The 26807-nt window shown below is 39.8% G+C and carries 23 protein-coding genes, 2 pseudogenes and 1 other annotated feature; of the genes and pseudogenes, 22 read left to right on the top strand and 3 right to left on the bottom strand.

Translation table 11 applies throughout. The features are described from left to right. The first annotated feature begins 78 nt into the window (after positions 1–78). The 4 genes from HT729_RS05275 to rpmA all read left to right on the top strand — a co-directional run bounded on the left by HT729_RS05275 (position 79) and on the right by rpmA (position 1981). A complete protein-coding gene (locus tag HT729_RS05275; RefSeq protein ID WP_000509046.1) occupies positions 79–777 on the top strand; it encodes a YoaK family protein in 699 nt (232 codons plus the stop codon). 64 nt (positions 778–841) lie between these two features. Next, positions 842–961 (top strand) — a sequence feature (ribosomal protein L21 leader region). A 35-nt stretch (positions 962–996) separates the two neighbouring features. Beyond that, a complete protein-coding gene (rplU, locus tag HT729_RS05270) occupies positions 997–1311 on the top strand; it encodes a 50S ribosomal protein L21 (protein WP_000109141.1) in 315 nt (104 codons plus the stop codon). 15 nt (positions 1312–1326) lie between these two features. After that, entirely contained in the window at positions 1327–1671 is a 345-nt protein-coding gene (locus HT729_RS05265) for a ribosomal-processing cysteine protease Prp (RefSeq protein WP_000613692.1), read from the top strand. Positions 1672–1687: 16 nt separating this feature from the next. Beyond that, complete coding sequence (gene rpmA / locus HT729_RS05260; protein ID WP_000916509.1) at positions 1688–1981, top strand: 50S ribosomal protein L27; 294 nt, start codon at positions 1688–1690, stop codon at positions 1979–1981. Positions 1982–2201: 220 nt separating this feature from the next. On the opposite strand, the pseudogene HT729_RS12385 reads toward rpmA, so the two are convergent. Continuing rightward, a pseudogene (locus HT729_RS12385) lies at positions 2202–2339 on the bottom strand (TIGR03943 family protein); the annotation flags it as partial. A 478-nt stretch (positions 2340–2817) separates the two neighbouring features. Between HT729_RS12385 and HT729_RS05250 the strand changes: the two are divergent. Next, positions 2818–3735 carry a bifunctional riboflavin kinase/FAD synthetase gene (locus HT729_RS05250; protein ID WP_054392793.1) on the top strand — a complete coding sequence of 306 codons (918 nt, stop codon included), beginning with the start codon at positions 2818–2820 and terminating at the stop codon, positions 3733–3735. 193 nt (positions 3736–3928) lie between these two features. Here HT729_RS05250 and HT729_RS05245 read toward each other — a convergent pair whose 3' ends face one another. Further along, entirely contained in the window at positions 3929–4777 is an 849-nt protein-coding gene (locus tag HT729_RS05245; RefSeq protein WP_000592055.1) for a YitT family protein, read from the bottom strand. A 141-nt stretch (positions 4778–4918) separates the two neighbouring features. On the opposite strand from HT729_RS05245, the gene HT729_RS05240 reads away from it, so the two are divergent. From HT729_RS05240 to HT729_RS05170, 15 genes are all read left to right on the top strand, one after another. Continuing rightward, positions 4919–5758: a DegV family protein gene (locus tag HT729_RS05240; RefSeq protein WP_023940128.1), complete on the top strand. Its 840-nt coding sequence runs from the start codon at positions 4919–4921 to the stop codon at positions 5756–5758. A gap of 105 nt (positions 5759–5863) precedes the next feature. Beyond that, a complete protein-coding gene (locus HT729_RS05235; protein WP_001284639.1) occupies positions 5864–6139 on the top strand; it encodes an HU family DNA-binding protein in 276 nt (91 codons plus the stop codon). Positions 6140–6561: 422 nt separating this feature from the next. Then, positions 6562–8463 carry an ABC-F family ATP-binding cassette domain-containing protein gene (locus tag HT729_RS05230; RefSeq protein WP_023940130.1) on the top strand — a complete coding sequence of 634 codons (1902 nt, stop codon included), beginning with the start codon at positions 6562–6564 and terminating at the stop codon, positions 8461–8463. A gap of 2 nt (positions 8464–8465) precedes the next feature. Further along, positions 8466–9329, top strand: coding sequence for an XRE/MutR family transcriptional regulator (locus HT729_RS05225; protein WP_054392794.1), 864 nt, complete (start codon positions 8466–8468; stop codon positions 9327–9329). Between the two features lie 79 nt (positions 9330–9408). After that, on the top strand, positions 9409–10587 hold the full coding sequence (locus HT729_RS05220; RefSeq protein WP_023940134.1) for an MFS transporter: 1179 nt from the start codon (positions 9409–9411) through the stop codon (positions 10585–10587). A gap of 92 nt (positions 10588–10679) precedes the next feature. Beyond that, positions 10680–12638, top strand: coding sequence for an NAD-dependent DNA ligase LigA (gene ligA / locus HT729_RS05215; RefSeq protein WP_054392795.1), 1959 nt, complete (start codon positions 10680–10682; stop codon positions 12636–12638). 2 nt (positions 12639–12640) lie between these two features. Further along, positions 12641–13600: a diacylglycerol kinase family lipid kinase gene (locus HT729_RS05210; RefSeq protein ID WP_172931755.1), complete on the top strand. Its 960-nt coding sequence runs from the start codon at positions 12641–12643 to the stop codon at positions 13598–13600. 22 nt (positions 13601–13622) lie between these two features. Then, complete coding sequence (pulA, locus tag HT729_RS05205) at positions 13623–15902, top strand: type I pullulanase (RefSeq protein ID WP_054392796.1); 2280 nt, start codon at positions 13623–13625, stop codon at positions 15900–15902. 380 nt (positions 15903–16282) lie between these two features. After that, positions 16283–18211, top strand: a complete 1929-nt coding sequence (gene glgB / locus HT729_RS05200; RefSeq protein WP_000375891.1) for a 1,4-alpha-glucan branching protein GlgB — start codon at positions 16283–16285, stop codon at positions 18209–18211. Next, positions 18201–19343: a glucose-1-phosphate adenylyltransferase gene (locus HT729_RS05195; protein WP_023940141.1), complete on the top strand. Its 1143-nt coding sequence runs from the start codon at positions 18201–18203 to the stop codon at positions 19341–19343. Before glgB ends, HT729_RS05195 begins: the two co-directional genes overlap by 11 nt. After that, positions 19333–20472, top strand: a complete 1140-nt coding sequence (gene glgD, locus HT729_RS05190; RefSeq protein WP_000687036.1) for a glucose-1-phosphate adenylyltransferase subunit GlgD — start codon at positions 19333–19335, stop codon at positions 20470–20472. Before HT729_RS05195 ends, glgD begins: the two co-directional genes overlap by 11 nt. Then, positions 20469–21902: a glycogen synthase GlgA gene (gene glgA, locus HT729_RS05185; protein ID WP_023940142.1), complete on the top strand. Its 1434-nt coding sequence runs from the start codon at positions 20469–20471 to the stop codon at positions 21900–21902. Before glgD ends, glgA begins: the two co-directional genes overlap by 4 nt. Positions 21903–21960: 58 nt before the next feature. Further along, entirely contained in the window at positions 21961–22332 is a 372-nt protein-coding gene (locus tag HT729_RS05180) for an HAD-IB family phosphatase (protein WP_031222760.1), read from the top strand. A gap of 40 nt (positions 22333–22372) precedes the next feature. After that, entirely contained in the window at positions 22373–22606 is a 234-nt protein-coding gene (locus HT729_RS05175) for an HAD hydrolase family protein (RefSeq protein ID WP_172926305.1), read from the top strand. 8 nt (positions 22607–22614) lie between these two features. After that, on the top strand, positions 22615–23730 hold the full coding sequence (locus tag HT729_RS05170) for a glycerate kinase (protein ID WP_054392798.1): 1116 nt from the start codon (positions 22615–22617) through the stop codon (positions 23728–23730). On the opposite strand, the gene HT729_RS05165 is transcribed toward HT729_RS05170, so the two are convergent. Then, the gene (locus HT729_RS05165) at positions 23727–24173 is read right to left on the bottom strand and encodes a DUF1694 domain-containing protein (protein WP_000131108.1); all 447 of its coding nucleotides are present in this window, start codon (positions 24171–24173) and stop codon (positions 23727–23729) included. The two genes, HT729_RS05170 and HT729_RS05165, sit on opposite strands and share 4 nt — an antisense overlap. Positions 24174–24336: 163 nt before the next feature. Between HT729_RS05165 and eno the strand changes: the two genes are divergently transcribed. Next, a complete protein-coding gene (eno, locus tag HT729_RS05160) occupies positions 24337–25641 on the top strand; it encodes a surface-displayed alpha-enolase (protein WP_000022813.1) in 1305 nt (434 codons plus the stop codon). A gap of 773 nt (positions 25642–26414) precedes the next feature. Next, positions 26415–26777: pseudogene (locus HT729_RS05155) on the top strand (reverse transcriptase domain-containing protein); the annotation flags it as partial. Positions 26778–26807: the final 30 nt, after the last annotated feature.

The raw sequence follows: 26807 nt of genomic DNA, 5'->3' as shown, positions 1-26807 counted from the left end.
ATGCTAATAGTAAAATCTAAATGGTAGCCTACGATTTTTTAGAAAGAAAATGGTACAATATTTCTAAGAGAAAATACAATGGGAGGGAAAATGAGGTTATTACCTATAAGAAAAATATCACGTCAGTCTAAAAGGTTAGCACTTTTTTTGACGTTTTGTGCTGGATATGTGGATGCTTACACTTTTATTGTTCGCGGGAATACCCTTGTAGCTGGACAAACTGGAAATGTTGTCTTTCTTTCGGTAGAGCTAATACAGAATAATGTTTCGGATGTTAGGGATAAGCTTTTAACCTTAATAGCGTTTATGCTGGGAGTTTTTTTACTAACCATTTATAGGGAAAAATTGAGAATTGTGAAAAAGCCAATTCTGTCACTGATTCCTTTGGTAATCTTATCAATAATTATTGCTTTTGTGCCACAAACTGTAGATAATATCTATCTAGTGCCGCCCTTGGCCTTCTGTATGGGACTGGTGACAACTGCCTTTGGTGAGGTTTCGGGTATTGCTTATAATAATGCCTTTATGACAGGGAATATCAAACGAACAATGCTAGCTTTTGGAAATTATTTCCGAACTAAGCACACTCCTTTTTTGCGTGAAGGGTTCATATTTGTTAGCCTGCTTAGTAGTTTTATCCTTGGCGTTGTCTTTTCAGCCTATTTGACGATTTTCTATCATGAAAAGACCATTCTTGGTGTTCCTATTATGATGAGCATTTTTTATATCAGCATGCTTTTTGCCTCGTGGCGGAAAAAAGTAAAAGAAAAAGCTTGATTTTAGGTGTTATTACTTGTAAGAAAATAGGAGATATGCTATACTTAGAGAGTTGACTATGCACAATCCTGTGCAACCGCACGAACATCGTTGCTCGTCGTAGAACAAATTTAAACTTTGTTCTACATAGAGCTCTTCTTTTAAGTGGTTCGTCCCACGATGCTAGGCGAGTCTTCACAAAAAGTCGGGGAAACCCATAAAAATCATAGGAGGTGCATAATGAGCACATACGCAATTATCAAAACTGGCGGAAAACAAGTTAAAGTTGAAGTTGGTCAAGCAGTTTACGTTGAAAAATTGAACGTTGAAGCTGGTCAAGAAGTTACTTTTAACGAAGTTGTTCTTGTTGGTGGTGAAAACACTGTTGTCGGAACTCCACTTGTTGCTGGAGCTACTGTGGTTGGAACTGTTGAAAAACAAGGAAAACAAAAGAAAGTGGTTACTTACAAGTACAAACCTAAAAAAGGTAGCCACCGTAAACAAGGTCACCGTCAACCATATACTAAAGTTGTCATCAACGCAATCAACGCTTAATTTTAAGGAGAACACATGATACAAGCAGTCTTTGAGAGAGCCGAAGATGGCGAGCTGAGGAATGCGGAAATTACTGGACACGCCGAGAGTGGCGAATGCGGCTTAGATGTCGTGTGTGCATCGGTTTCTACGCTTGCCATTAACTTTATCAATTCTATTGAGAAATTTGCAGGCTATGAACCAATCCTAGAATTAAACGAAGATGAAGGTGGTTATCTGATGGTTGAAATTCCAAAAGATCTTCCTTCACACCAGAGAGAAATGACCCAGTTATTCTTTGAATCATTTTTCTTAGGTATGGCAAACTTATCGGAGAACTCGTCTGAGTTCGTCCAAACCAGAGTTATCACAGAAAACTAACACGGAGGAAAACATTATGTTAAAAATGACTCTTAACAACTTGCAACTTTTCGCCCACAAAAAAGGTGGAGGTTCTACATCAAACGGACGTGATTCACAAGCAAAACGTCTTGGAGCTAAAGCAGCTGACGGACAAACTGTAACAGGTGGATCAATCCTTTACCGTCAACGTGGTACACACATCTATCCAGGTGTAAACGTTGGTCGTGGCGGAGACGATACTTTGTTCGCTAAAGTTGAAGGCGTAGTACGCTTTGAACGTAAAGGACGCGATAAAAAACAAGTTTCTGTTTACCCAATCGCTAAATAAAAAGGTTCAGTGAACCTTTTTATCCCGAGCCTTGAACTGTAAAGGCGAGGAAGCTAGAAGTAGCATTAAATAAGGCTTTCCGAGTTTTCGGAGAGCCTATTTTTTTGTTTTGATACCCATACTTTTTAATATGTATAGTGGATTGAATCTGGAATAGAACACTGCTAAAAATTGATTTGAGTTTCCTACTCGATTTCTTCAGATTTTATTTCAATTGACTATAAGAACTGGTATCTGGTTTCAAATATTGGCTTGTCATCCCTCCACTTGTCTGAATGGCTTGAGCCGTTCCTTCTGATAAGGAAAAAGATATTCTTTAGCGAGAATCCAAGATAACAGATGGAGAGAAAAATAACCCAGTCTGAAGCACATTAGATGGGAGTTGTTGGAAAGCAGTCATCTAGTTTTTCTTTGCTGCTTTGGCTTTTTCTTTGTCATCAGGGAAAGTGACTTGCTTCAAATCAGGGAGTTTAGGAAATTCTTCAAACATCTTGCCCAAGTTGTCTCATTTTGTAAATTTTACAGCCATAGGTGTACCTCGATTCTAAATTCTACCTTTTCGGCACCAATTAGTAATTTAAAGTTCTCAGGAGTTAGTTGCATTGCTTTTTTATACATAAGCATAGTATGACACTTTATGGTTACCGAACAAGTCTAATCACTCCTTTCAAACTTTTGAAGATGTCCTACAAGTTTTTGAGAAGAATATTGCAAAGTTCATAGTTAAGCAACGATAGAGTGAAGTGCTTTTTGAAAATAGCTACACTTCAGGTGAAAAAAACGACATTTCAGATTTTCTGTTCCAGAAATAGCTATCGCTATGATATAATTATTTTATGATTATTACTATTCCTATAAAAAACCAAAAAGATATTGGCACACCATCTGATTCAGTCGTTGTTCTCGGCTATTTTGATGGCATACATAAGGGGCATCAAGAATTATTTCGTGTTGCCAACAAAGCTGCGAGAAAGGATTTATTGCCTATCGTCGTTATGACCTTTAATGAATCTCCAAAGATCGCTTTAGAGCCTTATCATCCAGATTTGTTTTTGCATATTTTGAACCCTGCTGAACGTGAAAGAAAATTAAAGCGCGAAGGTGTAGAGGAATTATATCTCCTTGATTTTAGTAGTCAATTCGCTAGTCTCACTGCACAAGAATTCTTTGAAACTTATATCAAGGCTATGAATGCCAAAATTATTGTTGCAGGTTTTGATTATACATTTGGTTCTGACAAAAAAACAGCAGAAGATTTAAAGGATTACTTTGATGGAGAAGTTATCATTGTTCCACCTGTAGAAGATGAGAAAGGAAAGATTAGTTCAACTCGTATCCGTCAAGCTATTTTAGATGGAAATGTGAAAGAAGCAGGAAAACTTTTGGGGGCACCGCTTCCATCAAGAGGTATGGTGGTTCATGGTAATGCTCGTGGTCGTACAATTGGTTATCCGACAGCGAATTTAGTGCTTTTAGACCGTACTTATATGCCAGCAGATGGCGTTTATGTCGTTGATGTTGAGATTCAAAGACAGAAGTATCGTGCTATGGCTAGTGTCGGGAAAAATGTGACCTTTGATGGAGAAGAAGCACGTTTTGAAGTCAATATTTTTGATTTTAATCAAGATATTTATGGGGAAACCGTCATGGTTTATTGGCTTGATCGCATTCGAGATATGACCAAATTTGACTCAGTTGATCAATTAGTGGATCAGTTAAAGGCTGATGAAGAAGTAGCTCGGAATTGGTCTTAAGAGCATAAGTAAATAAAAAAGAGGTTATTTGTAACCCAAAAGATAGATGAATAATACTCTTCGAAAATCAAATTCAAACCACGTCAGCTTCGCCTTGCCGTACTCAAGTACAGCCTGCGGCTAGCTTCCTAATTTGCTTTTTGATTTTCATTGAGTATAAGTCTAACTTTTGAGATCACTACACTACCTCTTTTTATTCTTTTTCAAAGGTGAATCCTTCTCCTAGGATTTCATGGGCTTCTGTAATGGTTATAAAGGCTTGAGGATCGATTCGATGAATCATTTCTTTCATTTTCACAATCTCATTTCTACCGACAATACAGTAGATGATTTTCAAATTTTCTTTACTATAGTAGCCGTGACCAGAAATAAAAGTAACACCTCTTCCGAGGTCATCATTAATTGCCTTAGCAAGTTGGTCAGGACGTTTTGTGATAATCATAAAGCCTTTGCCGGCATATCCTCCTTCACCAATCAAATCAATAACACGAGAAACAATAAAATCAAACAAAAGCGTGTAGGAAACCAATCTCAAATCCTTGAAGATTAGGAGAATCAACATGAGAATACAAAAATCTAAGATAAAGAGCAGTTTTCCTATGGATATATGAGTGTATTTGTTGAGAATACGAGCTAGAATATCAGTTCCGCCAGTTGTACCTCCAGCATTAAAAATAATTCCAAGGCCAATTCCTAATAGGATTCCCGCTATAAGGGCTGTGATTAGTAAATCACCTTGAAGATCAATATGAAGGGGAATATGCTCAAAAAAAGCTAACCAGGCGGACAAAGCTAAGGTTCCTAGTAAACTAGAATAGAGGGATTTGGCTCCAAAAATCTTCCAAGCTAGGATGAAAAGGGGAATATTAATCAGCAGGTTCATGAGGGAAACAGGGATTTTAAAAAGATAAAAGGTGATGAGGGTAATGCCTGTCGCCCCTCCTTCAAAGAGATGATGGGGAACTACAAAATAAGTCAGTCCAAAAGCATAAATAGCAGCACCTAGTAAAATGGTAAAAATGGGGTAAATTTTTTTAATCATAGGACACCTCTTTTCTTATAAGTTGATTATATCAAATTTTACAGAAAATTTGATTGACTCCATTAGGATTTTTAATCTTTTTTTTGATATAATTAGAAGCAAGGAAACCAATCTGAATCCTAAAATAGAAAGATTGATACTATGACAAAAATTAAGATTGTAACCGATTCATCTGTTACTATTGAACCTGAACTAGTAAAGCAATTAGATATTACAATTGTTCCATTATCTGTAATGATTGATAATGTTGTTTATTCTGATGCTGATTTGAAAGAAGAAGGTAAATTTCTTCACTTGATGCAAGAAGCTAAGAATCTTCCAAAAACAAGCCAGCCGCCTGTAGGTGTCTTCGCTGAAGTGTTTGAAGACCTATGCAAGGATGGCAGCCAGATTCTTGCTATTCATATGTCCCATGCTCTTTCGGGGACTGTAGAAGCAGCGCGTCAAGGTGCTAGTTTATCTACTGCCGACGTGACTGTTGTTGATAGTTCCTTCACTGACCAAGCCCTGAAATTCCAAGTTGTTGAGGCTGCGAAGTTAGCTCAAGAAGGTAAAGATATGGAGACAATTTTATCTCATGTAGAAGAGGTTAAAAACCATACAGAGCTTTATATTGGTGTTTCAACTTTGGAAAATCTTGTCAAAGGTGGACGAATTGGCCGTGTAACTGGATTGTTGAGCTCACTTCTCAATATCCGTGTTGTCATGCAAATGAAAGACCATGAATTGCAGCCAATGGTTAAAGGTCGTGGAGCTAAAACTTTTAAAAAATGGTTAGATGAGTTGATAACATCGCTTTCTGAACGTTCTGTAGCAGAGATTGGAATTTCATATTCTGGTAGTGATGATTGGGCAAAAGAGATGAAAGAAAGCTTACAAGCTTATGTTGAACAGCCAATTTCTGTTTTGGAAACGGGTTCCATTATTCAAACTCACACGGGTGAGAATGCGTGGGCTATTTTGGTACGTTACCATTCCTAAAAAATAAATAAAATGGGAAGAAATAGCGTTTTTAACTTGACCTAAAAGGGATTTTAGGATATGATTATATTTGTTAATTAGAAATTATTTGGAGGAATCGTTAACATGGCAAACAAACAAGATTTGATCGCTAAAGTAGCAGAAGCTACAGAATTGACTAAGAAAGACTCAGCAGCAGCAGTTGAAGCTGTATTTGCAGCAGTAGCTGACTATCTTGCAGCTGGTGAAAAAGTTCAATTGATCGGTTTTGGTAACTTTGAAGTTCGTGAGCGTGCAGAACGTAAAGGTCGCAACCCACAAACTGGTAAAGAAATGACAATTGCAGCTTCTAAAGTTCCAGCATTCAAAGCTGGTAAAGCTCTTAAAGACGCTGTTAAATAATCAGTCTTTAAAAAGCCTATTGTATCAAGCTTTCTAGCTTGGTCGGTAGGCTTTTTAATTATGAAATCTAGTAATAAATAGAGTTAAAAAGTTGAATGTTCCGAAAATATTGTATATATAGTAGACTGAATCTAAAATAGTACGAAACAATTGCTAAAACATTTATAGAAATTAATTTTACTTTCCCAATCGATTTGTTCTCATCTTATTTCAATTTGCTATACGTACGTATATAATGAAAAGAATTAAATAATAGACTTGTGCGATAACTATTTGAAGCAAGATTAGCTGGTTAGAAAGTCCAACAAGATAGCGAAGGAATCTAACATAAATTTTACATAATTTACTTTATGTTACAAACCCTTCGCTAAAATACTTACCATTATCTTGAATGCCTTAGGGAAACATGCTATACTACTTGTATGATTATTTTACAAGCTAATAAAATTGAACGTTCTTTTGCAGGAGAGGTTCTTTTCGATAATATCAACCTGCAAGTTGATGAACGAGATCGGATTGCCCTTGTTGGGAAAAATGGTGCAGGTAAGTCTACTCTTTTGAAGATTTTAGTTGGAGAAGAGGAGCTAACTAGCGGAGAAATCAATAAGAAAAAAGATATTTCTCTGTCTTACCTAGCCCAAGATAGCCGTTTTGAATCTGAAAACACTATCTACGATGAAATGCTTCATGTCTTTGATGATTTGCGTCGGACTGAGAAACAACTGCGTCAGATGGAGCTGGAGATGGGTGAAAAGTCTGGTGAGGATTTGGATAAACTGATGTCAGATTACGACCGCTTATCTGAAAATTTTCACCAAGCAGGTGGTTTCACTTATGAAGCTGATATTCGAGCGATTTTGAATGGATTCAAGTTTGACGAGTCTATGTGGCAGATGAAAATTGCTGAGCTTTCTGGTGGTCAAAATACCCGTCTGGCGCTGGCCAAAATGCTTCTTGAAAAGCCAAATCTCTTGGTCTTGGACGAGCCAACCAACCACTTGGATATTGAAACCATCGCCTGGCTAGAGAATTATTTGGTAAACTATAGCGGCGCCCTCATTATCGTCAGCCACGACCGTTATTTCTTGGATAAGGTTGCGACGATTACGCTGGATTTGACCAAGCATTCCTTGGATCGCTATGTGGGGAATTACTCTCGTTTTGTTGAGTTGAAGGAGCAGAAGCTAGCTACTGAAGCAAAAAACTATGAAAAGCAACAAAAGGAAATCGCTGCTCTGGAAGACTTTGTCAATCGCAATCTAGTCCGTGCTTCAACGACCAAACGCGCCCAATCCCGTCGTAAACAACTAGAAAAAATGGAGCGTTTGGACAAGCCTGAAGCTGGCAAGAAATCAGCCAATATGACCTTCCAGTCTGAAAAAACGTCTGGTAATGTTGTATTGACTGTTGAAAATGCAGCTATTGGCTATGATGGGGAAGTCCTGTCACAACCGATTAGCCTAGATCTTCGTAAGATGAATGCTGTCGCTATCGTTGGTCCAAATGGTATCGGCAAGTCAACCTTTATCAAGTCTATTGTGGACCAGATTCCTTTTATCAAGGGGGAAAAGCGCTTTGGCGCTAATGTTGAGGTTGGTTACTATGACCAGACCCAAAGCAAGCTGACACCAAGTAATACTGTACTGGATGAACTCTGGAATGATTTTAAGTTGACACCAGAAGTTGAAATCCGTAACCGTCTAGGTGCCTTCCTTTTCTCAGGAGATGATGTCAAAAAATCAGTTGGCATGCTGTCTGGTGGCGAGAAAGCACGTTTGCTTTTGGCTAAATTGTCTTTGGAAAACAACAACTTCTTGATTCTGGACGAGCCAACCAACCACTTGGATATTGATAGCAAGGAAGTGTTGGAAAATGCCTTGATTGACTTCGATGGAACTCTTCTCTTCGTCAGCCACGACCGTTACTTTATCAATCGTGTGGCAACTCATGTACTGGAATTGTCTGAGAATGGCTCGACTCTTTACTTGGGAGATTACGATTATTATGTCGATAAAAAGGCTGAAATGGAAGTCGGTCTGACAGAGGAAGCTTCAACCAGCAATCAAGCAAAAGAAGCAAGCCCAGTTAATGACTATCAAGCTCAGAAAGAAAGTCAAAAAGAAGTTCGTAAGCTCATGCGACAAATCGAAAGTCTAGAAGCTGAAATTGAAGAGCTAGAAAGTCAAAGCCAAGCCATTTCTGAACAAATGTTGGAAACAAACGATGCCGACAAACTGATGGAATTGCAGGCTGAGCTGGACAAAATCAGCCACCGTCAGGAAGAAGCTATGCTTGAGTGGGAAGAATTATCAGAGCAGGTGTAAAGATGGAACATCTTGGAAAAGTATTTCGTGAATTTCGAACAAGTGGAAATTATTCTTTAAAGGAAGCAGCAGGCGAGTCCTGTTCAACCTCTCAGTTATCTCGCTTTGAGCTTGGGGAATCTGACCTAGCAGTCTCACGTTTTTTTGAAATTTTGGATAATATTCATGTGACCATTGAAAATTTCATGGACAAGGCTAGGGATTTTCAAAATCATGAACATGTTGCTATGATGGCACAGATTATCCCACTTTACTACTCAAATGATATTGCAGGTTTTCAAAAGCTTCAAGAAGAACAACTTGAAAAGGCTAAGAGTTCGACGACTCCCCTTTATTTTGAGCTGAACTGGATTTTGTTACAGGGTCTGATTTGTCAAAGAGATTCGAGTTATGATATGAAGCAGGATGATTTGGATAAGGTAGCAGATTATCTCTTCAAAACAGAAGAATGGACTATGTATGAGTTGATTCTTTTCGGTAACCTCTATAGTTTCTACGATGTGGACTATGTCACTCGGATTGGTAGAGAAGTTATGGAGAGGGAGGAATTTTACCAAGAGATTGGTCGCCATAAGAGATTAGTGTTGATTTTAGCCCTTAATTGTTACCAGCATTGTTTAGAGCATCTTTCTTTTGATAACGCTAGCTATTTTGAGGCTTATACAGAGAAGATTATTGGTAAAGGTATTAAGCTTTATGAGCGTAATATTTTCCATTATTTAAAAGGTTTTGTCTTATATCAAAAAGGAAAGTGTAAAGAAGGTTATAAGCAGATGCAAGAGGCCATGCATATTTTTGACGTGCTAGGTCTTCCAGAGCAAGTAGCCTATTATCAGGAACACTACGAAAAATTTATCAAAAATTAATTTTCCCAAATAAGGGAAAAAATAAAAAGCTCCTTTCAGTTTTGATAAAATAGTTTCAAAATTTGAGAGGAGTTTTTATATGAATCGCTATGCAGTACAGTTGATTAGCCGTGGAGCTGTTAACAAGATAGGGAATATGCTCTATGATTATGGAAATAGTGTCTGGTTGGCTTCCATGGGGACTATGGGACAGACAGTTTTAGGAATGTATCAGATTTCTGAACTCGTCACATCTATTCTAGTCAATCCCTTTGGTGGAGTCATTTCAGACCGTTTTTCTCGTCGTAAGATTTTAATGGTGGCAGACCTTGTTTGTGGGATTCTTTGTCTGGCTATTTCTTTCATAAGGAATGATAGCTGGATGATTGGGGCTTTGATTGTTGCCAACATTGTTCAGGCGATTGCTTTTGCCTTTTCTCGTACAGCCAATAAAGCTATTATAACTGAGGTTGTTGAGAAAGATAAGATTGTGATCTATAACTCTCGCTTAGAGCTGGTTTTGCAGGTTGTAGGTGTTAGCTCTCCTGTTCTTTCCTTCCTTGTTTTACAGTTTGCAAGTCTCCATATGACGCTACTGCTAGACTCGCTGACTTTTTTCATTGCTTTTGTTCTAGTGGCTTTCCTTCCAAAAGAGGAAGCAAAAGTTCGAGAGAAAAAGGCTTTTACTGGGAGAGATATGTTTGTAGATATCAAGGATGGGTTACACTATATCTGGCATCAGCAAGAAATTTTCTTCCTTTTGCTGGTAGCTTCCAGCGTTAATTTCTTTTTTGCAGCTTTTGAATTTCTCCTCCCCTTTTCGAATCAGCTTTACGGGTCAGAAGGAGCCTATGCAAGTATTTTAACTATGGGGGCTATTGGTTCCATCATTGGGGCTCTTCTAGCTAGTAAAATTAAAGCTAATGTTTATAATCTTTTGATTTTACTGGCTTTGACAGGTGTCGGAGTTTTTATGATGGGATTACCACTGCCAACTTTTCTTTCCTTTTCTGGAAATTTAGTTTGTGAATTGTTTATGACGATTTTTAATATTCACTTTTTTACTCAAGTACAAACCAAGGTTGAGAGCGAATTTCTTGGGAGAGTACTAAGTACAATTTTTACCTTAGCTATTCTATTTATGCCTATTGCAAAAGGATTTATGACAGTCCTGCCAAGTGTACATCTCTCTTCTTTCCTGATAATTGGAAGTGGTGTTATCATCTTGTCTTGTATATCGTTTATTTATGTTCGAACTCATTTTGAAAAATTTATATAAGGTTGCTTGAGTTTTAAAAATAATTCCAAACTAAGTGTTTTTTCCGCCCTTCTCGTTTGTGAGGAGGGCTTGTTTTATGGTAAAATGGTTTTATGAATAAAAGAATGAATGAGTTAGTCGCCTTGCTCAATCGCTATGCGGCTGAGTACTATACCAGCGATAATCCCTCGGTTTCAGACAGTGAGTATGATCGCCTTTACCGAGAGTTGGTTGAGTTAGAAACTGCCTATCCAGATCAAGTGCTAGCAGACAGTCCGACCCATCGTGTTGGTGGCAAGATTTTAGATGGTTTTGAAAAATACAGTCATCAGTATCCTCTTTATAGTTTGCAGGATGCTTTTTCACGTGAGGAGCTTGAAGCTTTTGATGCGCGTGTTCGTAAGGAAGTGGCTTATCCGACCTATATTTGTGAGCTGAAAATCGATGGCTTATCTATCTCGCTGACTTATGAAAAGGGGATTTTAGTTGTTGGTGCAACACGTGGAGACGGTTCTATTGGAGAAAATATCACAGAAAATCTCAAACGTGTTAAGGACATTCCTTTGACTTTGCCAGAAGAACTAGATATCACAGTTCGTGGGGAATGTTACATGCCACGCGCTTCCTTTGACCAAGTTAACCAAGCGCGCCAAGAAAATGGAGAGCCTGAATTTGCTAATCCTCGTAATGCGGCAGCAGGAACTCTGCGTCAGTTGGATACAGCAGTAGTTGCCAAGCGCAATCTTGCTACCTTCCTCTATCAAGAAGCCAGCCCGTCAACTCGTGATAGTCAAGAAAAGGTTTTGAAGCACCTAGAACAACTAGGTTTTGTGGTTAATCCTAAGCGAATTCTGGCTGAAAGCATGGATGAAATCTGGAATTTTATCCAAGAAGTTGGACAAGAACGAGAAAATCTGCCTTACGATATTGATGGAGTGGTAATCAAGGTCAACGACCTAGCAGGCCAAGAAGAACTTGGCTTTACCGTTAAAGCTCCAAAGTGGGCAGTAGCCTACAAGTTCCCAGCTGAAGAAAAAGAAGCTCAACTCTTATCAGTTGATTGGACAGTTGGCCGTACGGGTGTTGTAACCCCAACTGCGAATCTAACACCAGTACAACTAGCTGGTACAACTGTTAGCCGTGCGACTCTGCACAATGTGGATTATATTGCTGAAAAAGATATCCGAAAAGATGATACGGTTATCGTTTATAAGGCTGGAGATATTATCCCTGCCGTTTTACGTGTAGTAGAGTCCAAACGGGTTTCTGAAGAGAAACTGGATATCCCTACAAACTGTCCAAGTTGTAACTCTGACTTGCTGCACTTTGAAGATGAAGTGGCCCTGCGTTGTATCAATCCGCGTTGCCCTGCTCAAATCATGGAAGGCTTGATTCACTTTGCTTCTCGTGATGCTATGAATATTACAGGCCTTGGTCCATCTATTGTTGAGAAACTCTTTGCTGCTAATTTAGTCAAGGATGTGGCGGATATTTATCGTTTGCAAGAAGAAGATTTCCTCCTTTTAGAGGGGATCAAGGAAAAGTCCGCTGCTAAACTGTATCAGGCTATCCAAGCATCTAAGGAAAATTCTGCCGAGAAGCTCTTATTTGGTTTGGGAATTCGCCATGTCGGAAACAAGGCCAGTCAGCTTTTACTTCAACATTTCCACTCAATTGAAAATCTGGTTCAGGCAGATCCAGAGGAAGTGGCTAGTATTGAGAGTCTGGGTGGTGTGATTGCCAAGAGTCTCCAGACTTATTTTGCGACAGAAGGCTCTGAAATTCTCCTCAGAGAATTGAAAGAAGCTGGGGTCAATCTGGATTATAAAGGTCAAACTGTAGTAGCGGATGCAGCCTTGTCAGGTTTGACAGTGGTATTGACTGGAAAATTGGAACGGCTCAAGCGCTCAGAAGCTAAAAGTAAACTCGAAAGTCTGGGGGCCAAAGTGACAGGCAGTGTGTCTAAAAAGACCGACCTCGTCGTGGCAGGAGCAGATGCTGGAAGTAAACTTCAAAAGGCGCAAGAACTTGCTATCGAAGTTCGAGATGAAGCTTGGCTAGAAAGTTTGTAACAATGACAGAAGAAAGAAAACGTGCGCGTTTAATTTATAACCCAACCTCAGGGCAGGAAATTATCAAGAAAAATATAGCAGAAGTGCTGGATGTTTTGGAAAATATTGGCTATGAAACCAGTGCCTTTCAAACGACTCCAGAACCTCTTTCGGCACAAAAAGAAGCTGAGAGAGCAGCCAAAGCTGGTTTTGATTTGATTATTGCTGCAGGTGGTGATGGAACAATTAATGAGGTAGTCAATGGGGTTGCCTCGCTCGATAAGAGACCTCGGCTTGCTATCATCCCAACAGGTACGACTAATGATTATGCGCGTGCCCTAAAAATTCCAATGGGTGATCCTGTTGCGGCTGCTCAGATTATTGCTAAAAATGAGACCATTCATATGGATATTGGACGAGCTTTTGGCGACAAATATTTTATTAATATTGCCGCTGCTGGAACCTTAACCGAATTGACTTACAGTGTTCCAAGTGAAGTCAAGACGCGTCTTGGTTATTTTGCCTATGTTGCTAAAGGCATTGAAATGTTTCCTAAGACCAAGGTTCGTCCAGTGAGAATCACACACGATCAGGGGGTCTTTGAAGGAGAGGTGTCCTTGATTTTTGTTGCCTTGACCAATTCCATTGGAGGGTTTGAGCAGTTAGCGCCTGATACCAAGTTAGACGATGGTAATTTTACTCTGATTTTGGTCAAGACAGACAAGCTATTTGATATGTTGGGCTTATTGATACAGGCCATTAATGGTGGTCAGCATGTCTCAGACGTCAATATCGAATACCTTAAAACTAGCAAACTACGTTTAGAAGTTTTAGATGACCAAGAACCATTTATGCTGAACCTAGATGAGGAATATGGAGGAGATACCCCAGTTGAACTTCAAGTCTGCCATCATCACATCGAATTTTTTGTCAATCGAGACGAGATTAGTCAAGAATTTATTAGTGAAATAGAAACGAATTAAAAAGTAAAAAGGAAAAATAAAAATGTATAACTACCCTATGCGCATTCATTACCATCGCAAGAATGGTGAATACGACACTTGCTCTTTTGTAAAGAGTAAGGATCAACGAATTGATTTACTAACTTACCAAGAAGATTATTTTGGAGCCTTATTTAGCTTTGAACACCCAAGTGCTCATCCCTTAGAAAGCTTGAATTTTGTGGTTCACACAGGCCAAACTAGTAAAGAATATGCTATCCGTTTTAATCACTATCCCCTCTTAACAGAGGTCTGGATTTTGGAAGGCGATGATAGAATTTATTATTCTGAAAATCCTGCAATTGCAAGTCCTTTCTATAAAAATCAAAATCCTTTTGCTTTTGACAAGGCTATCAATAGCGCTAGTTTCGACCACCACTGGGGCTACCAAGGGGAATTGGGTTGCCGTGTAGAGGACAATCAGGCTCGTTTTGCTCTCTGGGCTCCAACAGCGACAGAAGTGCAGGTTGTCGTTTATGAATCAGCTGCTAATGATGCTCCTGTTTGGAAGACCTTTGAGATGGAGAGAGGCAATCGCTACTCTTATAATCACAAGGACAATACAATCGGTGTCTGGAGTTTGGATGTTGAGGAAGATTTGACTGGTAAGGCTTATCAGTATCAAGTCCAATTCCCTCACCACCAAACAGTGACACGCGATCCCTATACCATCGCGACCAGTCCTGATGGCAAACGTTCAGCTATCCTGAGCCATGAAGAAAAGCAAGTTGCAAACTTCGAGGTCAAGCACTGTTCAGAGGCTACTTGGCGCTTGGCAAATCCATGTAAGGCAGTTATTTGTGAAATGCACATTCGTGATTTGACCAAATCACCGACCTCAGGTGTGGATGAACATCTTCGAGGAACTTTCTTAGGTGCTGCACAGACTGGAACAGTTAACCAGTACGGCCAAGCAACTGCTTTTGATTACATCAAGAAGCTGGGCTACAATTATGTTCAGTTGCAACCAATTGCAGACCGTCACAAAGAATACGATGAGGATGGGAATGTAACCTACAACTGGGGTTATGACCCACAAAACTATAACGCGCCAGAAACTAGTTTTTCAACTAATCCAGACGACCCAGCTCAGGTTATTCGTGATTTGAAGACCATGGTTCAAGCTTACCACGATGCGGGTATTGGTGTTATTATGGATGTGGTCTATAACCATACCTTCTCAGTTGTTGATGCACCTTTCCAAACAACTGTCCCTGATTACTATTATCGTATGAATCCAGACGGTACCTTCCAGAATGGAACAGGCGTTGGAAATGAAACAGCCAGTGAACACGAAATGTTCCGCAAGTATATGATTGATTCTCTTCTATACTGGGTTCAGGAATACAATATTGACGGCTTCCGTTTTGACTTAATGGGGATTCATGATGTCAAGACTATGCAGATGATTCGTCAAAGCTTAGATGAAATCGACCCTAACATTATCCTCTATGGAGAAGGTTGGGACATGGGAACAGGTCTTGCACCTTATGATAAGGCTAAGAAAGACAACGCCTACGAAATGCCAAATATTGGTTTCTTTAATGACAATCAGCGTGATGCTGTCAAAGGTGGAGAAGTTTACGGTGCTATCAAGTCAGGTTTTGTCAGCGGTGCTGCGACAGAGCCAATTCTAGCCAAAGCAATCCTAGGAAGTCGTGAATTAGGAACCTATACACATCCAAATCAGGTGCTTAACTATGTGGAAGCCCATGACAATTACAATCTTCACGATTTATTGGCAACCCTTCATCCAAACCAAAGTTCAGAACAAATCATGCGCAAGGTCGAGACAGCCACAGCTATGAACCTACTCATGCAAGGGATGGCCTTTATGGAAATCGGTCAAGAATTTGGTCGTACCAAACTGGTTGCGACTGGTGAGAATGGTGAGTTGACCCATGATGATAGAGAGCGTGCGATGAATAGCTATAATGCTCCTGACAGTGTGAACCAAGTCAACTGGGATTTGATCAATGAGCGTCAAGACAGTATTGAGTTTATCCGTCAAGTCATCCGATTGAAGACAAAAACTGGTGCCTTTTCTTACTCTAGCTATGATGAAATTTACCATCATGTCTTTGTGCATTCTGCGATTGAACATAGCGGCTGCCTTATCTATGAAGTTCATGGGAAAGAACACCTCTTGGTGGTTGTGAATGCTAAATCAGAACCCTATCAATTTGAAAATGCAGGAAATTTAGCTATGTTGGTAACTAATAGTCGTTCAAAAGAAGATAATGTGTTAGATGATATTAGTCTAGCTGTCTTGAGTGTTTTATAAAGACCATCTATCTCGCTATTCTAACACATCATTGGAAGTGAACGAATAGAAAGAACTTAGTTGATAACTCACTTGTATAGAAAATTTGATAAATATTTTCATCAAACGTGTAAAATCAGGAAATTGTTTTCCTGGTTTTATTTTTTTGCTATAAAACAATAATAATCATAGAAAAATACGAACTTTTTGGTATTATAGTAGAGAAAAGAAAGGTGTTTTCACATTTTTTTGAAAAAATATTGCTTTACAATTGAACGAGAAAGTGAACTTTTTGTAGATTTTCAAAATAATTTTAAAGAAGTATAGTAATTTACTTGAATCTTCTCTAAAAAAGTAGTATAATAAAAACACAGAAAACGCTTACAGCAGAAAGGGAGTATATGGATAGAAGAGAAGCATTGCGCACCTTTATGACAGGTGAGAATTTTCACCTCCAGCATTATCTGGGAGCGCATAGGGAAGAAAAAGATGGTGAGTCTGGCTATACTTTCCGAGTTTGGGCACCCAATGCTCAGGCAGTTCACTTGGTAGGGGATTTCACCAATTGGGTTGAAAATCAAATTCCGATGGAACGGAATGAATTTGGAGTCTGGGAAGTCTTTACCAGTTTTGCTCAAGAAGGCCAAATTTACAAGTACCATATCACACGTGCAAATGGTCATCAGCTTATGAAGATTGATCCTTTGGCTGTACGGTATGAGGCACGACCTGGTACTGGAGCGATTTTAACAGAGATTCCAGAGAAAAAATGGAAGGATAGACTCTGGCTAGCCCGTAGAAAACGCTTAAGCTTTGAAGAGCGTCCTGTCAATATTTACGAGGTTCATGCTGGCTCTTGGAAGAGAAATCCAGACGGTAGTCCCTATAGTTTTGCTCAATTGAAAGATGAACTCATTCCTTACCTAGTTGAGATGAACTATACTCACATTGAGTTTATGCCCTTGATGTCTCACCCTCTCGGTTTGAGTTGGGGCTATCAGCTTATGGGTTACTTTGCTTTAGAGCATGCCTATGGTCGTCCTGAAGAGTTTCAAGATTTTGTTGAGGAATGTCACTTAAACAATATTGGGATTATTGTGGACTGGGTACCTGGTCACTTCACTATTAATGATGATGCCTTAGCCTATTACGATGGGACACCGACTTTTGAGTATCAGGACCATAATAAGGCTCATAACTATGGTTGGGGAGCACTCAATTTCGACCTTGGGAAGAATGAAGTCCAGTCCTTCTTGATTTCTAGCATTAAGTTTTGGATTGACTTTTACCATTTGGACGGTATTCGCGTGGATGCGGTTAGCAACATGCTCTATCTAGATTACGATGATGCCCCATGGACACCGAATAAAGATGGCGGTAATCTCAACTATGAAGGATATTATTTCCTTCAACGCTTGAATGATGTCATTAAACTAGCTCATCCAGATGTGATGATGATAGCTGAGGAAAGTTCATCAGCTACTCAGATTACTGATACAAAGGATTCAGATGGTCTTGGCTTTGACTACAAATGGAATATGGGCTGGATGAATGATATTCTCCGTTTCTATGAAGAAGATCCGATTTATCGTACATACGACTTTAACCTAGTGACTTTCAGCTTTATGTATGTCTTCAAGGAGAATTATCTCCTACCATTCTCACACGATGAAGTTGTTCATGGCAAGAAGAGTATGATGCACAAGATGTGGGGAGATCGCTATAATCAATTCGCAGGCTTGCGCAATCTCTATACGTACCAAATTTGTCACCCTGGTAAGAAATTGCTCTTCATGGGTAGTGAATACGGCCAATTCCTAGAATGGAGATCTGAAGAGCAGTTGGAATGGTCTAATCTAGAAGACCCTATGAATGCTAAGATGAAGTATTTCACTTCTCAGCTAAACCAGTTTTACAAAGATCATCGCTGTCTGTGGGAAATCGATACCAGCTATGATGGTATTGAAATCATTGATGCGGATAATCGAGACCAGAGTGTTCTTTCCTTCATCCGTAAGGGTAAGAAGGGCGACATGCTAGTCTGCGTCTTTAATATGGCACCTGTTGAACGAAAAGATTTTACAATCGGTCTGCCTGTTGCAGGGATTTATGAAGAAGTCTGGAATACTGAGTTAGAAGAGTGGGGAGGCGTTTGGAAAGAACATAATCAAACTGTTCAAACGCAAGAAGGACTATGGAAAGATTATGAGCAGACCTTGACCTTTACCCTACCGGCTATGGGAGCAAGTGTTTGGAAAATCAAACGCCGCTTGAAATCTGATAAAACTGTCACAAGTAAAAACCAAAAAGGAGTAGAAAATGAAGAATGAAATGTTAGCTTTGATTCTTGCTGGTGGGCAAGGAACTCGTCTCGGTAAACTCACTCAAAGCATCGCAAAACCAGCTGTGCAATTTGGTGGGCGCTACCGTATCATTGACTTTGCTCTTTCAAACTGTGCCAACTCAGGTATTCACAATGTTGGAGTCATCACCCAGTATCAACCACTTGCTCTCAACAACCATATCGGGAATGGTTCAAGTTGGGGTCTAGATGGGATTAATTCTGGTGTCTCTATCCTTCAACCATATTCTGCAAGTGAAGGAAATCGTTGGTTTGAGGGGACTAGCCACGCTATTTACCAAAACATTGATTATATCGACAGTGTCAACCCTGAGTATGTTTTGATTCTTTCGGGTGACCATATCTATAAGATGGACTACGATGCTATGCTCCAGTCTCATAAGGATAATAATGCTAGTTTGACAGTAGCAGTTCTTGATGTTCCTCTGAAAGAAGCTAGCCGTTTTGGTATCATGAACACAGATGCTAACAATCGTATTGTAGAATTTGAAGAAAAACCAGCTCAACCTAAATCTACAAAAGCTTCTATGGGTATTTACATCTTTGATTGGCAGCGTCTCCGCAATATGTTAGTCGCTGCTGAAAAGAGCAATGTCGATATGTCAGACTTTGGTAAAAATGTCATTCCAAATTACCTTGAGTCAGGTGAAAGTGTTTATGCTTACGAATTTAGCGGTTACTGGAAAGACGTCGGTACTATTGAGTCACTTTGGGAAGCGAACATGGAGTATATTTCTCCAGAAAATGCCTTGGATAGTCGTAACCGTCAATGGAAGATTTACTCAAGAAACTTGATTTCACCACCAAACTTCCTCGGAGCAAATGCTGATGTGGAAGACTCATTAGTTGTAGACGGATGTTTCGTTGATGGAACTGTTAAACATTCTATCCTTTCAACAGGCGCGCAAGTTCGCGAAGGAGCGGAAGTTGTTGATTCAGTTATCATGAGTGGAGCTATCATTGGTCAAGGAGCTAAGATTAAACGTGCCATTATTGGTGAAGGTGCGATTATTTCTGACGGTGTCGAAATTGATGGAACAGATGAAGTACAAGTTGTAGGATATAATGAAGTAGTGGGGGTAGCAACAGATGAAGATTGATAAATATTCTGCCATTTTAGGAAACACAGTTGGTTTTCACGATATGTCGACATTGACAGACCACCGTCCAGTAGCAAGTTTGCCATTTGGTGGGAAATATCGTTTGATTGACTTCCCACTTTCAAGCCTTGCTAATGCAGGTGTTCGTAGTGTCTTTGGTATTTTCCAGCAGGATAATATCAGCTCAGTCTTTGACCATATTCGTTCAGGACGCGAGTGGGGCTTATCAACCCTTCTCAGTCACTATTATCTAGGTATTTACAATACTCGTGTGGAGAGTAGCACAGTAGGAAAAGAATACTACCAACAGCTTCTTACTTATTTAAAACGCTCTGGATCAAACCAAACGGTTGCCCTCAACTGCGATGTCTTGATTAACATTGATTTGAACCAAGTTTTCCATCTACATAGTACAACAAAAGGGCCTATCACTGTAGTTTATAAAAAACTAGCTAAGAAAGATATTTCAGAAGTAAATGCAATCTTAGAAGTGGATGAAACAGACCATGTTCTTTCTCATAAACTCTTTGATAGCAAGTCAACAGCTGAAACGTTCAATATGTCTACAGATATCTTTGTCGTTGATACACCGTGGTTGATTGAACGCTTGGAAGAAGAAGCTAAAAAAGAACATCCAGAGAAATTGCGTTATGTTTTACGTGATTTGGCTGCAAAAGAGGGAGCTTTCGCCTACGAGTACACAGGCTACCTAGCCAATATTCACTCTGTAGAGTCTTATTACCAAGCTAATAAAGATATGCTTGAATCACAGAAATTCTATTCTCTCTTCTCACCAAACCAAAAGATTTATACAAAGGTTAAGAACGAAGAACCAACTTACTATGCTAATACATCTAAGGTAAGTACTTCTCAGTTTGCGTCTGGTAGTATCATTGAAGGTCAAGTGGCTAATTCTGTTCTATCACGTAATATTCATATCCATAAGGATAGCCTGGTTAAAGATAGCCTACTCTTCCCTCGTGTTGTGATTGGAGAAGGAGCTCAGGTAGAATATGCTATCTTGGACAAGGGTGTTGAAGTTGAGCCTGGTGTTGTGATTCGAGGAACTGCAGAACATCCAGTTGTCGTTAAGAAAGGTAGCAAAGTAACAGAGGATATTCATTCATGAAAATTTTATTTGTAGCAGCAGAGGGTGCACCCTTTTCAAAAACAGGTGGTTTGGGAGACGTCATTGGCGCTCTTCCTAAATCACTTGTAAAAGCGGGACATGAAGTTGCAGTGATTTTACCCTACTATGACATGGTAGAGGCTAAATTTGGAAATCAGATTGAAGATGTTCTTCATTTTGAGGTGAGCGTCGGTTGGCGCAGACAGTATTGTGGAATTAAGAAAACAGTATTAAATGGTGTAACCTTCTACTTTGTTGACAGCCAATATTATTTCTTCCGTGGTCATGTTTACGGTGATTTTGACGACGGAGAGCGCTTTGCCTTTTTCCAACTTGCTGCCATTGAGGCTATGGAAAGGATTGACTTTATTCCTGACCTTCTCCATGTTCATGATTACCATACAGCCATGATTCCTTTCTTGTTAAAGGAAAAATACCGTTGGATTCAAGCCTATCAAGGAATAAAAACTGTTTTAACCATTCATAATTTGGAATTCCAAGGACAATTTTCAGAAGGAATGTTATGGGACTTGTTTGGAGTTGGCTTTGAACGTTATGCTGACGGTACCCTTCGCTGGAACAACTGTCTGAACTGGATGAAGGCAGGTATTCTCTATGCGGATCGTGTTTCAACCGTCTCACCTAGTTATGCTCAGGAAATTATGACCAGTAAATTCGGATGTAACTTGGATCAGATTCTTAGAATGGAGTCTGGTAAAGTATCTGGTATCGTGAATGGGATTGATGCTGACCTGTATAATCCTCAGACGGATGCTCTTTTAGACTATCATTTTAATCAGGAAGATTTGTCTGGAAAAGCCCAGAATAAGGCAAAATTACAAGAGAGAGTTGGCTTGCCAGTTAGATCTGACGTTCCTCTAGTGGGAATTGTTTCTCGTTTGACACGTCAAAAAGGTTTTGATGTGGTGATCGAAAGTCTTCACCATATCTTGCAAAATGATGTTCAGATTGTTCTTTTGGGAACTGGAGATCCAGCCTTTGAAGGAGCTTTCTCATGGTTTGCTCAGATTTACCCAGACAAGATATCAGCAAATATCACTTTTGATGTCAAACTTGCTCAAGAAATCTACGCTGCCTGTGACCTCTTCCTCATGCCAAGTCGTTTTGAACCATGCGGCTTGTCTCAAATGATGGCTATGCGTTACGGAACCTTGCCATTGGTTCATGAAGTTGGTGGTTTGCGAGATACTGTCCGCGCTTTCAATCCAATCGAAGGAAGCGGTACTGGTTTTAGCTTTGACAATCTATCACCTTACTGGTTAAATTGGACTTTCCAAACAGCATTGGACTTGTATAGAAACCATCCTGACGTTTGGAGAAATCTACAAAAACAAGCTATGGAGTGTGATTTCTCATGGGATACAGCCTGCAAGTCATACCTTGACTTGTACCATAGTTTAGTTAATTAATAGATAAAATCGTATGATGACTTCATACGATTTTTGGTCTGTTTAGAGAGGAGAACTGATGTCTCAAGTAAAAGGCTTGTGTGTTATGGATGTGGATGGAACCTTAATCCTAGAAGAAGTGATTGATTTGTTGGGAAGAAAGGTAGGTCGTGAGGAGGAAATTTCGCAGATTACAAGTCGGGCAATGCGAGGAGAGTTGGTCTTTGAAAGCAGTTTAAGAAAAAGAGTGTCCTTCTTGGAAGGTCTTCCTATTTTGGTATTTGATAAAGTCTTCAACTCAAATCATCTATCGCTAAATGTCCCAGAGTTCATCTCTATTCCCCAAAAGAATGGCATCCTAGTTGGTTTGGTGTCTGGTGGATTTATACCAATAGTTGGAGAGATTAGCAAAATCCCTTGGTATTGCCTATTTCACTGCCAACTAGCTTGAAGTCAAAGAAGGTCTTTTAACAGGAAAATTAGTTGGACAAATTATAAGTCCCCAGGTCAAAAAAGAAACTCTGGAAAAATGGAGAAAGAAACTAAAACTTTCTAAAGAAAGAACGGTGGCAATCGGTGATGGGGTCAATAATCTATTAATGTTGAAGTCGGCGGAGTTAGGAATCGCCTTTTGTTCCAAAGAAGTGCTCAAAAAAGAAATACCACATCATATTGACAAGAGGGATTTTTTAGAAGTTCTTCCTTTGATTGACTTTTTAGAATGAGGGAAAATGTGAAGATTGTTATTGCACCAGATTCATTTAAGGAAAGCTTGACCGCACAGAAAGTAGCTGAAGCTATTAAAAAAGGGTTCCAACAATCGATAGCAGATGTAGAATGTCTCCTCTGCCCTGTTGGTGATGGGGGAGAAGGTACTGTAGATGCTATCCGACATTCTCTTGACCTAAAAGAAAAATGGATCCAAGTGACAGACCCTTTTGGACAAAAAGAAGCCATGCGCTATTTTCAAAAAGAGGAACTGGCACTATTTGAAGTAGCTGACTTGGTTAGTCTTGGAAAAATTCCGCTAGAGAAACGAAATCCACTTCAAATCCAAACTTGTGGTATCGGAGAGTTGATTCTCCATCTCATTTCTAAAGGGATTAAAGATATTTATATCGGTGTTGGTGGCACGGCCAGTAATGATGGAGGACTGGGGATTGCTGCTGGTTTAGGTTATCAATTTTATGATAGGGACGGAAATGTCTTGCCTGCTTCCGGTCAATCCTTATTAAACTTAGCTTCTGTTTCAACAGAAAATCGCTATAAAATTCCTGAAGGTGTTCAAATTCATATTTTATCAGATGTCGTGAGTCCCTTATGTGGTCATCAAGGTGCGACTTACACTTTTGGCAAGCAAAAAGGCCTAAATCTTACTATGTTTCCAGTCCTAGATCAAGCAATCCAAGACTTTTATGAAAAAGTCTCACCTGCAATATTGCAAATTAAAGGAGCAGGAGCTGGTGGAGGCATTGCTGGCGGTTTGTGTGCCTTTGCTCAGGAAAATATCGTGTCGGGAATTGATACCTGCTTGAACTTAATCAACTTTGATAAGAAAGTTTCAGATGCTGACTTGGTGATTGTTGGAGAAGGTAGACTGGACAGTCAAAGCTTTGCTGGGAAAGCGCCTGTAGGTGTTGCAAAAAGAACCCCTGTCGGAGTTCCTGTTATTGCTATTTGCGGTAGTCTTGCTGAAGATTTACCTCCCTTACCATTTGAAAATATCCAAGCCACCTTTTCTATTTTGGAGAAAAATGAACCTTTGGAAGATAGTTTGAAAAATGCCAGTCTCTATCTGGAGCACACGGCTGCCAATATTGGGCACTTATTAACTATGCGCAATATTTAGCCAAACCATTTTTTCCATAAGGATGTTTTGGATGGTTCTTCCTTTTTAACTTCCCAAAGTTTTGGAAAAGCAAGTCGAAGATCCTTTTCTTCTACTTGAACGGGTGCATTGCTATGGATAACCAGACCGAAGGGAGAAGTAATATGCTCCTCAGATACTATGGTAGCTTGACTATCAGTTTCTTTTGCTTCTTTTAAGTAGAAAACTTGCTTGTCAAATTCGATAGTTGGTGAAATCTTCACAAATAGTGGCTCTGCTTTTTCCTGAAGGTTTTCTAAAATAGATAAAAATCCTTTTTCTAACTGAGGGCTATTTGCTGTATCAATATCTGCATATCCAAGAACTCTTTCCTCAAAAGTACCAAGATAGCGTCTTTGCTCATCCGGATTTAATTTTGCTCCACCATGAGCTTGTTCAAGTAATTGTTTTGATAAATCTGTCATGAAAACAGTATATCATAAAAGTTAGAATAAAACAGACAAAAGAAAGCGATTACTTTATAAAGTTAAGGAAAAGTTGCACAAAGATAACGTTTTTTCTTGAAAAAGGAGGGGTTTTAAGGTATTATAGAGGTGTAAAAAATTTAACTCATAAGGAGAGTAAAAAATGTCAATTATTACTGATGTTTACGCTCGCGAAGTCCTAGACTCACGCGGTAACCCAACACTTGAAGTAGAAGTTTACACTGAATCAGGTGCTTTCGGACGTGGTATGGTTCCATCAGGAGCTTCTACTGGTGAACACGAAGCAGTTGAACTTCGCGACGGTGACAAATCTCGTTACGGTGGTCTTGGTACACAAAAAGCTGTTGACAACGTAAACAACATCATTGCTGAAGCGATCATTGGCTACGATGTACGTGATCAACAAGCTATTGACCGTGCTATGATCGCACTTGACGGTACTCCTAACAAAGGTAAATTGGGTGCGAATGCAATCCTCGGTGTGTCTATCGCTGTAGCTCGTGCTGCTGCTGACTACCTTGAAATCCCACTTTACAGCTACCTTGGTGGATTCAACACTAAAGTTCTTCCAACTCCAATGATGAACATCATCAACGGTGGTTCTCACTCTGACGCTCCAATCGCTTTCCAAGAGTTCATGATCTTGCCAGTTGGTGCGCCAACATTTAAAGAAGCCCTTCGTTACGGTGCTGAAATCTTCCACGCTCTTAAGAAAATCCTTAAATCACGTGGTTTGGAAACTGCCGTAGGTGACGAAGGTGGGTTCGCTCCTCGTTTCGAAGGAACTGAAGATGGTGTTGAAACTATCCTTGCTGCGATTGAAGCTGCTGGATATGTACCAGGTAAAGACGTATTTATCGGATTTGACTGTGCTTCATCAGAATTCTACGATAAAGAACGTAAAGTTTACGACTACACTAAATTTGAAGGTGAAGGTGCTGCTGTTCGTACATCTGCAGAACAAATCGACTACCTTGAAGAATTGGTTAACAAATACCCAATCATCACTATTGAAGATGGTATGGATGAAAACGACTGGGATGGTTGGAAAGCTCTTACTGAACGTCTTGGTAAGAAAGTACAACTTGTTGGTGACGACTTCTTCGTAACAAACACTGACTACCTTGCACGTGGTATCCAAGAAGGTGCTGCTAACTCAATCCTTATCAAAGTTAACCAAATCGGTACTCTTACTGAAACTTTTGAAGCTATCGAAATGGCTAAAGAAGCTGGTTACACTGCCGTTGTATCACACCGTTCAGGTGAAACTGAAGATTCAACAATCGCTGACATCGCAGTTGCAACTAACGCAGGACAAATCAAGACTGGTTCACTTTCACGTACAGACCGTATCGCTAAATACAACCAATTGCTTCGCATCGAAGACCAACTTGGTGAAGTAGCAGAATACCGTGGATTGAAATCATTCTACAACTTGAAAAAATAAAGTAGTTCAGTAAACTATTTTATCCCGAACCTTGAAATTCAAAAGTTCGGCCGTTGATTTAACAACGTTTCTAGCCCCTCGGATTTTATCCGAAGGGCTTTTTCTGGCACGACGGGCATGTCGTGCATCTGAGGTGTAAGTCCTCGGTGGGCACCTGCTACCGCTGAACCCAATAGCGATTCCCAAGCCTGACTATCGTGAGGTAGCGGATTAAAACGGTCTGGGGATAGACCGTTTTAAGTCTGACGCTGGAAATAAGAATCGTCAGAGGAAGGGATAGCGAAATCGTGGCTCTACGAACAGGAAGGTGATAGTAAGGCGTATATAGCGGATAAGGGGGCCAGAAACTCTAAAGTCCAAAAAGGTAGTCGTAACCCATATGCGTAAATCACGGGAGTAATTGAATTCACTCTAACCTTTTAACGTCCTCATATCTTGTATAAACGAGGAAAGATGTAGGACTTATCCCGTGAGGTCTCATGAGCGCTGAAAGCGTAGTAACAAGGAATCATGAGAAGTCAGCCGAACCCATAGTAGTGAGGAAACTTCTGTAATGGAAGTGGAGCGAAGGGGTGAATACTCAAACAGTCTGGGGAGAGACTGTTTGAGGTCTGTCGCTAGAAAGAGAAAACGACAGATCGAAGTAATCCTACTTCACTTGTGTCTGTAAAACGAGAGGTCTGATAGAACTGGAGTCTGTCACGTATTGACTAGATGAAGGCTCACCAATATAAGATATCCCTCAGGCACCAAAACAAGAAAGGAATAGGCACATGTCAAAATTGCTAGATAAGATAGTATCACGCGAAAATATGCTGGAAGCCTACAATCAAGTAAAATCCAATAAAGGCTCAGCTGGGATTGATGGAATGACTATCGAAGAGATGGATAATTATCTCAGACAAAACTGGCGCTTGACTAAGGAGCTGATAAAACAGAGAAAATATAAGCCTCAACCAGTTCTTAGAGTTGAGATTCCTAAACCAAACGGAGGTATCCGTCAACTAGGAATTCCAGCAGTTATGGATAGAATGATTCAACAGGCCATTGTTCAAGTCATGAGCCCCATTTGTGAATCTCATTTCTCAGATACGAGTTATGGCTTTAGACCAAATAGGTCATGTGAAAAAGCCATCAGAAACCTCTAATACTCAATTATTTTCAAA

Origin of the sequence: Streptococcus sp. 79 (genome assembly GCF_013277425.1) — a bacterium.
Lineage (GTDB): Bacteria > Bacillota > Bacilli > Lactobacillales > Streptococcaceae > Streptococcus > Streptococcus pseudopneumoniae.
Note: the sequence above shows the minus strand (reverse complement) of the source record. Positions and strands in the feature narration are given on the sequence as shown.

What these genes read in the sequence shown, in the direction of transcription:
- HT729_RS05275 (WP_000509046.1), top strand. Translation starts at nt 79, where the DNA reads ATGGGAGGGAAAATGAGGTTATTACCTATAAGAAAAATATCACGTCAG.
- rplU (WP_000109141.1), top strand. Translation starts at nt 997, where the DNA reads ATGAGCACATACGCAATTATCAAAACTGGCGGAAAACAAGTTAAAGTT.
- HT729_RS05265 (WP_000613692.1), top strand. Translation starts at nt 1,327, where the DNA reads ATGATACAAGCAGTCTTTGAGAGAGCCGAAGATGGCGAGCTGAGGAAT.
- rpmA (WP_000916509.1), top strand. Translation starts at nt 1,688, where the DNA reads ATGTTAAAAATGACTCTTAACAACTTGCAACTTTTCGCCCACAAAAAA.
- HT729_RS05250 (WP_054392793.1), top strand. Translation starts at nt 2,818, where the DNA reads ATGATTATTACTATTCCTATAAAAAACCAAAAAGATATTGGCACACCA.
- HT729_RS05245 (WP_000592055.1), bottom strand. Translation starts at nt 4,777, where the DNA reads ATGATTAAAAAAATTTACCCCATTTTTACCATTTTACTAGGTGCTGCT.
- HT729_RS05240 (WP_023940128.1), top strand. Translation starts at nt 4,919, where the DNA reads ATGACAAAAATTAAGATTGTAACCGATTCATCTGTTACTATTGAACCT.
- HT729_RS05235 (WP_001284639.1), top strand. Translation starts at nt 5,864, where the DNA reads ATGGCAAACAAACAAGATTTGATCGCTAAAGTAGCAGAAGCTACAGAA.
- HT729_RS05230 (WP_023940130.1), top strand. Translation starts at nt 6,562, where the DNA reads ATGATTATTTTACAAGCTAATAAAATTGAACGTTCTTTTGCAGGAGAG.
- HT729_RS05225 (WP_054392794.1), top strand. Translation starts at nt 8,466, where the DNA reads ATGGAACATCTTGGAAAAGTATTTCGTGAATTTCGAACAAGTGGAAAT.
- HT729_RS05220 (WP_023940134.1), top strand. Translation starts at nt 9,409, where the DNA reads ATGAATCGCTATGCAGTACAGTTGATTAGCCGTGGAGCTGTTAACAAG.
- ligA (WP_054392795.1), top strand. Translation starts at nt 10,680, where the DNA reads ATGAATAAAAGAATGAATGAGTTAGTCGCCTTGCTCAATCGCTATGCG.
- HT729_RS05210 (WP_172931755.1), top strand. Translation starts at nt 12,641, where the DNA reads ATGACAGAAGAAAGAAAACGTGCGCGTTTAATTTATAACCCAACCTCA.
- pulA (WP_054392796.1), top strand. Translation starts at nt 13,623, where the DNA reads ATGTATAACTACCCTATGCGCATTCATTACCATCGCAAGAATGGTGAA.
- glgB (WP_000375891.1), top strand. Translation starts at nt 16,283, where the DNA reads ATGGATAGAAGAGAAGCATTGCGCACCTTTATGACAGGTGAGAATTTT.
- HT729_RS05195 (WP_023940141.1), top strand. Translation starts at nt 18,201, where the DNA reads ATGAAGAATGAAATGTTAGCTTTGATTCTTGCTGGTGGGCAAGGAACT.
- glgD (WP_000687036.1), top strand. Translation starts at nt 19,333, where the DNA reads ATGAAGATTGATAAATATTCTGCCATTTTAGGAAACACAGTTGGTTTT.
- glgA (WP_023940142.1), top strand. Translation starts at nt 20,469, where the DNA reads ATGAAAATTTTATTTGTAGCAGCAGAGGGTGCACCCTTTTCAAAAACA.
- HT729_RS05180 (WP_031222760.1), top strand. Translation starts at nt 21,961, where the DNA reads ATGTCTCAAGTAAAAGGCTTGTGTGTTATGGATGTGGATGGAACCTTA.
- HT729_RS05165 (WP_000131108.1), bottom strand. Translation starts at nt 24,173, where the DNA reads ATGACAGATTTATCAAAACAATTACTTGAACAAGCTCATGGTGGAGCA.
- eno (WP_000022813.1), top strand. Translation starts at nt 24,337, where the DNA reads ATGTCAATTATTACTGATGTTTACGCTCGCGAAGTCCTAGACTCACGC.